The sequence below is a fragment of the Cyanobacteria bacterium GSL.Bin1 genome (genome assembly GCA_009909085.1).
Taxonomy (GTDB): Bacteria; Cyanobacteriota; Cyanobacteriia; order Cyanobacteriales; family Rubidibacteraceae; genus Halothece.
In genome coordinates, this window is record JAAANX010000149.1 from 35,887 (window position 1) to 48,212 (window position 12,326).

The 12,326-nt window shown below is 42.4% G+C and carries 9 protein-coding genes; 2 read left to right on the top strand and 7 right to left on the bottom strand.

All coding sequences use genetic code 11. The annotated features are described in order from the left end of the window. The first annotated feature begins 97 nt into the window (after positions 1-97). On the top strand, positions 98-2,236 hold the full coding sequence (locus tag GVY04_17850) for a phosphate acetyltransferase (protein ID NBD17918.1): 2,139 nt from the start codon (positions 98-100) through the stop codon (positions 2,234-2,236). Between the two features lie 64 nt (positions 2,237-2,300). Here the strand turns inward: GVY04_17850 and GVY04_17855 are convergent, their stop codons facing one another. The 7 genes from GVY04_17855 to patD all read right to left on the bottom strand — a co-directional run bounded on the left by GVY04_17855 (position 2,301) and on the right by patD (position 9,697). Further along, positions 2,301-2,585 carry a GYD domain-containing protein gene (locus tag GVY04_17855; GenBank protein ID NBD17919.1) on the bottom strand — a complete coding sequence of 95 codons (285 nt, stop codon included), beginning with the start codon at positions 2,583-2,585 and terminating at the stop codon, positions 2,301-2,303. Between the two features lie 345 nt (positions 2,586-2,930). Beyond that, positions 2,931-4,307: a nucleotide sugar dehydrogenase gene (locus GVY04_17860; protein ID NBD17920.1), complete on the bottom strand. Its 1,377-nt coding sequence runs from the start codon at positions 4,305-4,307 to the stop codon at positions 2,931-2,933. A gap of 68 nt (positions 4,308-4,375) precedes the next feature. After that, a complete protein-coding gene (locus tag GVY04_17865) occupies positions 4,376-5,329 on the bottom strand; it encodes an NAD-dependent epimerase/dehydratase family protein (GenBank protein NBD17921.1) in 954 nt (317 codons plus the stop codon). Between the two features lie 224 nt (positions 5,330-5,553). Further along, positions 5,554-6,960 (bottom strand): D-alanyl-D-alanine carboxypeptidase/D-alanyl-D-alanine-endopeptidase, encoded by a 1,407-nt coding sequence (dacB, locus tag GVY04_17870; GenBank protein ID NBD17922.1) that lies wholly within the window; start codon positions 6,958-6,960, stop codon positions 5,554-5,556. Between the two features lie 134 nt (positions 6,961-7,094). Next, positions 7,095-7,682 (bottom strand): Uma2 family endonuclease, encoded by a 588-nt coding sequence (locus tag GVY04_17875; GenBank protein ID NBD17923.1) that lies wholly within the window; start codon positions 7,680-7,682, stop codon positions 7,095-7,097. Between the two features lie 9 nt (positions 7,683-7,691). Then, positions 7,692-9,329, bottom strand: a complete 1,638-nt coding sequence (locus GVY04_17880; protein NBD17924.1) for a dipeptide ABC transporter ATP-binding protein — start codon at positions 9,327-9,329, stop codon at positions 7,692-7,694. Positions 9,330-9,340: 11 nt separating this feature from the next. Further along, positions 9,341-9,697: a heterocyst frequency control protein PatD gene (gene patD, locus GVY04_17885; GenBank protein NBD17925.1), complete on the bottom strand. Its 357-nt coding sequence runs from the start codon at positions 9,695-9,697 to the stop codon at positions 9,341-9,343. Positions 9,698-9,948: 251 nt separating this feature from the next. On the opposite strand from patD, the gene GVY04_17890 reads away from it, so the two are divergent. Continuing rightward, positions 9,949-12,237, top strand: coding sequence for a RelA/SpoT family protein (locus tag GVY04_17890; GenBank protein NBD17926.1), 2,289 nt, complete (start codon positions 9,949-9,951; stop codon positions 12,235-12,237). Positions 12,238-12,326 lie beyond the last annotated feature (89 nt).

Consider the following 12,326-nt stretch of genomic DNA (forward strand, 5'->3'; position numbering starts at 1 on the left):
AACTTAACTTTAGCTTTGAAAAGCTCTGAAAAAATAGTTGTGTGGTACCTTAATTACTAATCAGAGTTCAACCTTTCAAATCTAGGAACGCCTCATCATGACAAGTTCTCTATATATCAGTACGACTGAAGCCGGGAGTGGAAAAGCTCTGATTTCTTTGGGAATTATGGAACTCATTCTCAGAAAAACCAATAAGGTCGCTTTTTTTCGACCGGTCATTAGAAAAGAGCCTCTAGGCAAGCAAGATGAAGATATTAGTTTAATTCTGACTTATTTTAATCTTAATCAAGCCTATGAGCAATCTTTTGGCTTATATGTCGAAGAAGTGCAAGCCCTAATGAATCGGAGTAACTATAACGAGGTCTTAGACAGAATTATTGTCAAATATAAAAAATTACAGCAAGATTATGACTTTATTTTATGTGAAAGTTCTGACTATTTAGGACAAGTTTCTGCTTTTGAATTTAATTTGAATACAGAAATTGCTAAAAATTTAGGTTGTCCGATTCTGATTTTAGGAAATGCTGATCGCAGAAGTGTGGAAGAGGCAGTTGCTCCGGTTAAAATGTCTCTTGAATCTTATCTGGCTCGGGACTGTCAAGTCGCTGGCATCGTTTTTAATAAAGCCAGTCCGGAACTCTCGGTACAACTCCCAATTGCGTTAGAGAATCAATTTGAGAATACGAATTATTTAATTTCTGTTATTCCTTATGATCCCAGGCTCAGTAGTCCAAGAGTGAAAGAAATTGCCCAACAGCTGCAAGCGAAAGTGCTTTATGGACACAATCGGCTCGATAATTTGGTCCTCGACTATGTGATTGCGGCGATGAGGTTAGAACATGCCATTACTTGGCTCAAAGAAGATTGTTTAATTATTACGCCCGGCGATCGCAGCGATATTATTGTCGGTTTGCTCCAAGCCCATCAGTCGGTGAACTATCCTCATTTATCAGGCATTTTACTCTCAGGGGACTTGCAACCCGACTCCTCAATTCGACAGCTCATTGATGGTCTTTATGACCCAATCCCAATTCTCTCGGTTACTACTAATACTTATGAAACCTCTGAGCAAGTCAAACAAGTTCATACCTCCTTAGTCAGTAACGATGATGTTACCCCTTCTGTGAAAGTGGATCGGGAGAAAATTGCTTTGAGTATTCATTTATTTGACGATTATGTTGATTTGAGCCGACTCGAAGAGCAAATCAATACGATTAAAATCAAGGGGATTACCCCCAAGATGTTTACTTACAATCTATTACAAGAAGCGAAATCCCAGAAACAGCATATTGTCTTGCCAGAAGGAGAAGAGATTAGAATTCTCAAAGCAGCAGCGTTTCTCAGCAGTCGAGATATTGTTAATCTAACGCTGTTAGGAAAACCGGAAAAAATTGAGCAACTTATTAATCAAAATCGCATCTCCTTGGACACCCGTCAGGTCAAAATTATCGATCCGGCAACGGCTGAACAATTTGAATCTTATGCGGAAGAGTTTTATCAATTGAGAAAGCACAAGGGAATCACCCCAGAACTGGCTCGTGAATATTTACTCGATGTCTCTTACTTTGGCACGATGATGGTCTATGCCGGGGAAGCAGATGGCATGGTATCTGGTGCCGTTCATACAACTCAGCATACTCTAAGACCGGCGTTGCAACTCATTAAAACGAAGCCCGGTTGTGATCTGGTTTCTTCTGTCTTTTTTATGTGTTTAGAAGATCGGGTACTAGTCTACGGTGATTGTGCCATTAATCCCAATCCCGATGCAGAACAGTTAGCAGAAATTGCCATTGCTTCGGCAGATACCGCCACTGCCTTTGGCATTGAACCCAAAATCGCTCTCTTGTCTTATTCTTCCGGGACTTCCGGTAAAGGAGAACAAGTGGAAAAAGTCAGAACCGCAACCGCGATCGCGCGCCAACGACGCCCGGAGTTAAAATTAGAAGGACCGATTCAGTATGATGCAGCGGTGGACTTTACCGTCGGTTCTCAGAAAATTCCGAACTCGGAGGTGGCAGGACAAGCATCAGTTCTTATCTTCCCTGACTTAAACACCGGAAACAATACCTACAAAGCCGTGCAAAGAGAAACCGGTGCCCTCGCGATCGGTCCCATTGTTCAAGGTTTAGCCAAACCGGTCAACGACCTCTCCCGGGGCTGCACGGTTGATGACATCATTAATACGGTCGCGATTACGATTATTCAAAGTCAGGCTCTTAAGAAACACACTCGCTAAGTGAAGAATAGGGAGAAGAAGACTAGGAGGAGCAAGGAGCAGTTCTTTCTAACTCCCTGTCTTTTCACTCGAAACGAGAGATGAAATCATCAATGGGAATAGCAGCCATCGTGAGAACCTTTACGCTACCTCGTGACGACAACTCAGCAGCCACTCGTGCCATCGTTTCGTTGTCGGGTCCCTCGACAATATTGAGGAAATCATAAGGGCCTAATAGGGCGTATTGAGAAACGACTTTCACCCCATGAGCTTCTAATTCCTTGTTGACCTCTTTGATGCGCCCGGGTCTTTTTTTAATTGTCTCAGCTCCAGAATCAGTCAGGTTGCTCAAAATGATGTATGTAGCCATGACCAAACCTCCTTGTTCAACTGCAGCTTAAGTGGATAATACCGTTTATCAAAAGTCACTGGAAACTTAGCCCTAGTTTGTAGGGAGGTTCAATTAAGGATCTCTCTAGCCACTTTTGAGAATTGGTATAATTTCTCCTCCTATCTTTAATTTAAAACACAATCTACAGTTGAGGTGAAGTGAGTTTCACAATTATTTGCTTTCTGAGGATGCTTGTAACTGTAAATTTAAATAAATGGTGCTGCCAAAAGAATGAGTAATTAAATGCCATAGTCAAATCAACTTTGGCTTTTTACTAACATCAATGGCAGCAACCGTTTGCCGGTAATAAAGGACATTTAAAAGTTAACGCCCCATGCCAAGATAATGAAAACCAACTCCCTGTAACGCTTCTCGATCTAAGAAGTTACGCCCGTCAATCATAACTGGACTATTCATTAATCCTGCCATTTTTTCATAATCAAGGGATAAAAATTGCTGCCAATCCGTTACTAAAACTAAGGCATCACAATTATCAGCGAGGCGTTCAGCATCAGTCTCGACAATTACGTTTGATAACCCGTCACGAATCCCTGACTGAGAAACAATCGGGTCGTATGCCTTCACTTTTGCCCCTAAACGAGTTAACTCGGTAATAATGTTTAGAGCCGGAGCATCCCGCATATCATCGGTATTTGGCTTAAAGGTCAGTCCGAGTAAGCCAATCACTTTTCCTTTTAGGATTTTCAGTTCTTTTTGCAGTTTTTCAACCACTAAAAGGCGTTGTCGTTTATTAACACTAACTGCTGACTTTAAAAGTTCTGCTTCATAATTGTAATCATCCGCGGTGTGAATCAAGGCAGAAACATCTTTGGGAAAACAGGATCCCCCCCAGCCGATTCCTGCTTGTAAGAATTTATGTCCAATCCGAGAATCTAAACCAATCCCTTTTGCGACTTGGGTGACATCCGCGCCCACGCGATCGCAGATGTTAGCAACTTCGTTAATAAAACTAATCTTTGTGGCGAGAAACGCATTGGCTGCATATTTAATCATTTCTGCAGAACTGAGATCGGTTACAACCACATCCACAGGGGAACTCGAGGAATCCTCAGCAAACTCGCGTTTGACAATCGGTTTGTATAACTCTTGCATCATCATCAGAGCTTTCTCACTATTGCCGCCCAAAACAATCCGATCCGGGTTAAAGGTATCATAAACGGCAGAACCCTCCCGTAAAAACTCGGGATTACTAACCACATCGAACTCAGCGTCTCTCGCTGAATTCAGGTTACTGCCCTGTCCTAATTCTTGGAGACGTTCATTGAGCCCATCAAGAACAATCATCCGTACCCAGTCACCCGAACCAATAGGAACGGTTGATTTATTAACAATTACTTTGTAACTGCCATCTAGGTGATAGCCAATCCCCTTTGCAACTGCTTCGACGTAGCGAGTGTCACTTTCGCCATTGGGCAGTGCTGGCGTTCCCACAGCAATAAAAAGGATTTCGCCATGCTCGACCCCTTTGCCTAGATCCGTCGTAAACTCGAGACGACCTGCTTGCGTTGAAGCCTGCATTAATTCTGAGAGTTGCGGCTCATAAATCGGCGGTTGTCCCCCTTGCATTAATTTAACTTTTTCTTCGTTATTATCAACACAAATAACGTCATGTCCAGCATGAGATAGACAGACACCCGTCACTAAGCCGACGTAACCTGTTCCAATAACACAAACACGCATAAGTGTAATTCCTTAGTTGATTTCTTCTAGATTACCCTAATGATTCAAATCTGTCTGCAATTGTTCCGTTAGGATTGGGTGACAGATTGAGAATGGAAAGCATACCGATCGCGAAAATCTTCAATCAAGAATTCTAACCCAGCTTCTAGGGGAACATGGGGGTCCCAGCCCAAAATTTCTTTCGCTTTTGTAATATCGGGCTGCCGTTTCTTGGGATCATCTTGAGGTAAGGGTTTATACGCAATTCCGAGATCAGGATTAATCATGCCTTGGATCATCTGAGCAAGTTCTAAGATCGTATATTCTCCTGGGTTCCCTAAATTCACCGGTCCCATATAATTGCCATTCATGAGACGAATTAGCCCATCCACTAAGTCTGAGACATAGCAGAAGCTACGGGTTTGTGAGCCATCTCCATAAACCGTAATCGGTTCATTACGCAACGATTGAGCAACAAAATTACTGACCACACGACCGTCATTCTCTAACATTCGAGGTCCATAGGTATTGAAGATCCGGGCAACTCGGATCTCAACGCCATTATCCCGGTGGTAGTCAAATGCTAGCGTTTCAGCAATGCGTTTTCCTTCGTCGTAACAACTGCGAATCCCTGTACAACTCACATTGCCACGATATTCTTCCGGTTGGGGATGCACTTCCGGATCGCCATAAACTTCGGAGGTGGAAGCCAGTAAAAATCGAGCTTTAACCCGTTTGGCGAGCCCTAACATATGCAAAGTTCCCATGACATTGGTTTTGACCGTCTTGACCGGGTTAAACTGATAATGAACCGGAGAAGCGGGACAAGCAAGGTGGTAAATTTGATCGATTTCTAAACGGATCGGTTCTGTAATATCATGACGGATTGCTTCAAAGTAGGGATTGCTCAACCAATGTTTGATATTATCTTTGCGTCCAGTGTAGAAGTTATCGAGACAAATAACCTCGTGTCCTTCTGACATTAAACGATCAATGAGGTGGGAGCCAATAAAACCAGCACCGCCAGTTACTAAGATTCTCATTTTGCCAGCAGAATTACGATAAGTTTAATATATAAGGTACCCTTCTCTGCTGGGTATGTCTACAGTGAGGGTAACCAAAGGCTGATTTTTGTCGTAAGAGGTCGGATCAGCAATGTACGAAGGCGATGAAATTAGCGATCCTGACCATTGTCTTGTTTTTGGAAATTGTCAAGATGCAGAAACCCTAGACGCTACAAAAATCACAAATTGTCGCGCTTTACTCATTAGCAACTTTTTAATTGTGTTAATAACAAGAGCAGTTGATCAATAGTTGCCCTCTGTTCCGATGCTAAACGTTGAGAATGATTGAGAAAAATACTCAAGACTAACGGTTGATAATTGGGTAGGTTAAGATAGCCGGATAAAGCAGAAATACCAGTAAGACTTCCTGTTTTTGCCTTTAAATTGCCCTGTAATGGTGTTCCTTGAAACCGATTTTCTAAAGTTCCGTTTACACCAGCTACGGCGAGAGAAGACTGAAAGCTTGCTGCATTTTTACTACTCAACATTCCTTGCAATAGTTGCGCGATCGCGCGAGGAGTTACTAAATTCCGTCGCGAAAGTCCGGATCCATCTGCTAAATAATAACTGTTCGGAGAAACACCTAGTTGTGTTAATTGTTCTTTGATTACTTCTTTTTGGGTTTCTGCCATTAACACTTTTAACAAGGCTTCTGCATATAAATTATTACTATTACGATTCACTTCTTGAATCAATTTACTGACAGCAGGAGAATCAAGTTCTATAATAGGTTCACCCGCGACTGGAACCAAGGCTGCATCTGAAAATTGGACTTGATTAACCTTAATTCCTTGTTCTCCGAGTTTTTTTAGGAGAACATCTCGAAAATAATAATCAGGATTGGGAATCGCTAATTGCCAAACATCAGTTTCAATATCTTGGGGGAGTTTTCCGCTTAAATTAAGTTGTGAAGTGCCAAACTTTCGTTGTAATTCAACTTGATAATCGGTATGAGGTGGCGCGGTCATTGCTTCTCCCTGCAATTGCCATTGTGACGCCGCAATATCATTATCCCAAGCCACTTTTGCCACTTCCTCAATCTTTTGCGGACGTAAGGTTAATGTGACCGCATTTTCATCTAAGATTAAACTATTCACTGCGGTTCCATAAGCTGCATAAACATCTTCCCATTCCCAAGTGGGATTAATCGCAGGAGAATCAAAATATCCCGTTTCTAAAATGAGGGTTGCAATAGAACGAACTCCCTTTTGGTTTAATGTCTTTGCCAGTTGCTCTAAATCATTACTATTTAAAGAAGGATCTCCTTTACCAATAATCTGTAATGTTTGCAATTCCGGTGCGGTCCCTTGAGCAAAAATAGGCGTTATCAATTTAAATTGAGGGGTTAATTCATTTAAAGCCGCTGCAGTTGTCAATAATTTAACGTTAGAAGCAGGAATAAAAAATTGATCTGGGTTGCGTTGATATAAGATCGTTTCAGAAAGCGAAGATTGAATGATCATTCCCCAGCGAGAACCCTCTGTAGTCTCTTCAATAATCTGATCAATTTTTTCGGGTAACTGTTGTGGACAAAAAGCTTCTGAATTGGAATCACTATTGTTTGCTAATACCTTGGTATTGGTTAGCGATAAAGTAAAGCAAGCTAAAATGATGGAATGAAAAGCAAGTTTAATCTTCAATGTTCTAGATTTAATTTTAGTCAATCAAGGATTAAGGTGATTTAAATTTTAAACTGCAAATAAGAAAACATTAAGACTGAATTTAACAAAGCCGGAAAACCTCTTCAAGCATAATTTTCAAATCGTTCAATTGATAAAACAAAGCCGGGCAATACGTCTTCTCCAGATAGTTTTGTTGGTAATTGGCGCACTTCTTTTTCTTTCCCTTGACGATAAATTTCTACTTCCTGATCTTGAGGATTAAATAACCACCCTAACCTCACACCACTGATTAAATATTCTGCCATTTTTCCTTGGAGACTCGCTAAAGTATCGCTAGGAGAACGTAACTCTAAAATAAAATCGGGGGCAATTGGGGGAAATTTTTTTCGTTGTTCAGGTGTTAAAGATTGCCAGCGGGATAATTCCACCCAGGCTGCATCTGGAGAACGATCACCGCCATTGGGTAAGTTAAAAATGGTGGAAGAACTAAACACTTTTCCCAGTTGCGTTTGACGATTCCATAAAGTTAAATCAGCCCCTAATTCAAGTTCTTGATTCCCACTGTATCCGCCAACCGGACTCATAACAATTAATTCTCCATTGCGCGATCGTTCCATTGGAATGTCTGGGTTGGCTAGACAAAGTTGATAAAATTGCTCATCACTGAGATTAACCGGTTTGACATTTAAAGTTAAGGGAAACGTTAACATAGTAACAGTTTAAGAAGAACTCACTTTTAACTGTGGGGCAGCTTTAAGTAGTGTTTTTGTATAAGGATGTTGAGGGGAATTAAAAAGGGCTTCGGTTTCTCTTAATTCTACAATTTTTCCTTGATTCATTACAGCAATGCGGTTACATAAAAATCTCGCAACTGAGAGATCGTGAGTAATAAATAGATAGGTCAAATTAAACTCATCTTTGAGGGATCGCATTAAGTCTAAAACTTGTGTTTGTACCGTTGCATCTAACATACTCACTGGTTCATCACAAATCATCAGTTGTGGATTGGTAATTAACGATCGCGCAATGGAAACCCGTTGTTGTTGACCGCCTGATAAATCTTTTGGATAGCGGTGATAGTATTCTTCGACTGGTGTTAATCCCACTTTTTCTAAAATCGCTTTTACTTTTTCTTTTGCTTCTTTGGCAGTGGCTAGCTGATGAATAAATAAGGGATCAGCGATACTTTCTCCCACTTTCATTAATGGGTTTAAGCAAGCTAAGGGATCTTGGAAAATCATCTGAATGTGACGACGAAATTTTCGTACAGTAATATCTGATAATGTCGTTAAATCTTTTCCGCTGAAATCAACTTTTCCGGAAGTAGGACGGACCAACTGTAAAATACTCCGAGATAAAGTACTTTTGCCACAACCCGACTCACCCACTAAGCCTAAAATTTCTCCTGGAAATAATTCAAAACTGACCCCATCGACAGCTTTGATAATTGTCGGCTCTTTTTTTAGTAATTGTTGAATTAAATTTTGTTCTAAGGTGTAGTGCTGAACGAGATTTTCTACTCGTAAAAGCGGGATTTCTTTTGCTGAGTTGGATGCTTGTTGAGGATTAACGTGAAGATGAAGCGCGGCGTTTAATAGTGACTGTGTATAATTATGATCTGGCTGGGATAAAACTTGTTCTGCCTTGCCCTCTTCCACTAGTTTTCCTTGGTACATGACTGCCACGCGATCGCAGTATTCTCCCACTAAGGCTAAGTCATGAGAAATTAACAGTAACCCGACATTTTTTTCCTGACATAAACGGGTCAGTTCTTGTAAAATTTCTGCCGAAACCGTAACATCTAAACTTGTCGTTGGTTCATCGGCAATAATTAATTTTGGTTCTAGTAATAAGGCTAAAGCAATGGCAACCCGTTGACGCATTCCCCCGCTGAATTCATGGGGATATTGTGACCAGCGATTCGCCGGAATTTTCACCGCTTCCAAAGCAGCGATCGCGCTTTTTTTTGCTTCCTTTTGCGATAATTGGGGACGATGGGCTTGCAGGGTTTCCAAGCAGTGAGTGCCAATGGTCATCAAAGGATTTAAGCGCGTCATCGGATCTTGGAACACCAGGGAAACTGCTTCCCCGCGAAATTTGCGCAGGCGTGACGGCGTCATCTTGAGAATTGATTCGCCCTGAAATCGCAGATCCCCTTCTACTGTTGCATTCCTTAACAAGTGCATGACCGCCCGTCCTAGGGTTGATTTGCCACACCCCGATTCTCCTACTAATCCCAATCGTTCTCCTGCTTGTAAAGAAAGGGAAACATCATCAACGGCAGTTGTTACACTAGAAGATAAGCGAGTGGAGTAACTAATTTTTAGGTGCTTCAGAGACAGTAGAGCCTCAGACATCGTGTTAATTGTCATTCTTCTGTAAATGCAGTCGCGAAATGAATTAATTTTGCCACGCGATCGCGCACTCTGGCTAAACGTTGTTGAGAAGTCTCACTCCTCTGTGAGGTTTGCAAGAACATCATCTCGTTTTGTAATAAGCGCATCAGACGATGAACTTCCGTTTGGGAAGATTGCCAACGAGATAAGGTTTCACCCGTGAGTTCTTCTCCCGTTAAAGACATAATTTCTTCCTGGAATTGTTGCTGCAATTCCGAAAAAACAGACTTCAACGTTACGGGATTAGCCTCTTCTTGAAGCTGTCTCTGTAACTGATTTAACTTCTCTAAAAACCTCTGGTAAGCGTTCCGATAAGATAGGGGTAACATGATGTGCTGAATTTACGTTACAATTTCTGAAATTAACGGCTATGTTAAAAACCCTTAACTTAACTTTTGCGTAACAGTCAGGACGCTTGCCTTCTTTTAAATTAGGCTTGCTCGTTGACTGCCGAAAAACCAAGCAGGTTAAATTGCCCTTTCCGAAGCCAGTTACCAAGGAAACTTGGTCATTGGAGCCATTTCAATTTTAGTCACACCCTATTTGTAGAACACGAACAGCGAACCCAATTATGGACGCGATGTCTTCGACACGAGCTTTGCTCTACGCGCAAAAAACCCCCACCGAATATAACATACCTTTACCGCAGTGGTTAGCAGATTGCATTGAAATTGCGAATGATCCGAGTCAAGAGAATGAGCATGCCCAACTGATTGCTCATGCTTTTCAGTTTGCTTACCAACTGCATGAGGGTCAATATCGCCGTTCGGGCGAACCCTACATTGCTCATCCAGTAGCGGTTGCCGGTTTAATTCGGGACCTAGGGGGAGGTAGTGCTATGATAGCCGCTGGCTTCCTCCATGACATTGTGGAAGATACGGAAATTACCTGCGAGGAAATTGAAGAAAAATTTGGGGAAGGGGTGCGTCATCTCGTTGAAGGGGTGACTAAACTCTCTAAATTTAACTTTTCCAGTAAAACTGAACGCCAAGCAGAGAACTTCCGGCGGATGTTCTTAGCAATGGCAAAAGATATTCGGGTGATTGTGGTGAAACTCGCTGATCGACTTCATAATATGCGAACCCTAGAACACCTGAAACCGGAAAAACAGAAACAAATTGCCCTCGAAACCCGAGAAATTTTTGCTCCTCTTGCCAACCGCTTAGGAATCGGGCGTTTTAAATGGGAATTAGAAGATTTGTCCTTCAAATATCTCGAACCAGAAGCCTTTCAGGAAATTCGAGAACTGGTGGCTGATCGACGCGCAGATCGCGAAGCCCGGATCGAAAACGTGATCCAAATTCTACACCAACGCTTTGCTCAAGCCGGGATTGAAGTTGAAGAATTGAAAGGTCGTCCCAAACACCTGTATGGCATTTACCAGAAAATGCAGCAGCAGCAAAAGGCCTTTGAAGAAATTTATGATTTAGCTGGGGTGAGAGTCATTCTCAAGACGCGAGAAGATTGTTATCGCGCTCTTGCTGTGATTCATGATGCCTTTAAACCCATTCCCGGTCGCTTCAAAGACTATATTGGCTTACCGAAACCAAATCGCTATCAATCCCTCCACACCACAGTGATTGGCACTTATGGCAAGCCCATCGAAATGCAAATTCGGACCCTGGAAATGCACCACATTGCCGAATACGGGATTGCCGCCCACTGGTTATATAAAGAAACCGGGGGATCTAGCGACTTTAAGCCCACTGCCGAAGATGAAAAATTTACCTGGTTACGGCAACTTCTGGAATGGCAAAACGACCTTAAAGATGCCCAAGAATACATCGAAAGCATCCGGGATAATCTTTTTGAAGATGATGTTTTTGTCTTTACCCCCCAAGGGGATGTGGTCGCCCTTTCCCGTGGGGCGACGCCTGTTGATTTTGCTTACCATATCCACACCGAAGTGGGAAACCACATGAAAGGGGCGCGGGTGAATGGACGGTGGACCGTTTTAGATGCACCGTTACACAATGGCGATATTGTTGAGATTATCACCAGCAAAAATAGCCATCCCAGTTTAGATTGGCTGAATTTTGTGGTTACGCCCAGTGCCCGAAACCGCATTCGCCAATGGTATAAACGCTCCCATCGGGAAGAAAATATTGCTCGCGGACGCAGTATGTTGGAGAAAGTGATCGGGAAATCCGGTTCGGACTCCTTAATGAAATCCGAGCGAATGCAGCGGGTTGCAGAACGATGTAATCATCAAAGTGTGGACGACTTACTTGCTGCCATTGGCTATGGTGAAATCACAACCAATTCAGTTGCCAGCAAGCTACGAGAAGAATCGTTACAGGAAGAAGAATTAGGGAAAACTGAAGGGATTGGTCATTTAGGAGAAGAAGCAGTTCAAAGCCTACCGACAACTACTTCTCGTCAAACGTCTTCGCCCAAAGCCAGTAAGTCGCCGATTGCTGGTGTAGAAGGCTTAATGTATCATCGCGCCGGCTGTTGTTGTCCGCTACCTGGAGAACCGATTGTCGGTGTCGTAACCCGTACTAAGGGCGTAACGATTCACCGCCAAGATTGCTCAAATGTGGAAAACATAGATAGCAATCGTGTCATTCCAGTTGATTGGAATCCCATTAATGGCAATGATCAGGGTCGTGCTCCCACTTATACGGTAGATTTAGAAGTAGAAGTGATTGATCGCGTTGGGATTTTCCGAGATATTCTGGCTCGCTTGAGCGATCAACATATCAATGTTAGTAATGCCAGTGTGAAAACGGGTAAAGGCAAACCTGCCTTAATTAGCCTTTCCATTGAAGTGAAGGATCATCAGCAAATGCAACACTCCTTTAATCAAATTAAGCAGATGAGTGATGTGCTCAAGCTACGGCGCGTTCATCAGTGCAGTGATTCTTGACGCTCCAAAATCTGAAGAAGTTGGATTCTTGGGCTGAATCTTGCCTCCGTCAACTCAGTGGATTTTGGTCTTACAGTTAAGTCAATGCT

Bases quoted from the DNA above. Each gene is read 5' to 3' on its own strand.
- patD (NBD17925.1), bottom strand. From the start codon at position 9,697: ATGTTACCCCTATCTTATCGGAACGCTTACCAGAGGTTTTTAGAGAAG.
- GVY04_17850 (NBD17918.1), top strand. From the start codon at position 98: ATGACAAGTTCTCTATATATCAGTACGACTGAAGCCGGGAGTGGAAAA.
- GVY04_17860 (NBD17920.1), bottom strand. From the start codon at position 4,307: ATGCGTGTTTGTGTTATTGGAACAGGTTACGTCGGCTTAGTGACGGGT.
- GVY04_17890 (NBD17926.1), top strand. From the start codon at position 9,949: ATGTCTTCGACACGAGCTTTGCTCTACGCGCAAAAAACCCCCACCGAA.
- GVY04_17875 (NBD17923.1), bottom strand. From the start codon at position 7,682: ATGTTAACGTTTCCCTTAACTTTAAATGTCAAACCGGTTAATCTCAGT.
- GVY04_17865 (NBD17921.1), bottom strand. From the start codon at position 5,329: ATGAGAATCTTAGTAACTGGCGGTGCTGGTTTTATTGGCTCCCACCTC.
- GVY04_17880 (NBD17924.1), bottom strand. From the start codon at position 9,329: ATGTCTGAGGCTCTACTGTCTCTGAAGCACCTAAAAATTAGTTACTCC.
- GVY04_17855 (NBD17919.1), bottom strand. From the start codon at position 2,585: ATGGCTACATACATCATTTTGAGCAACCTGACTGATTCTGGAGCTGAG.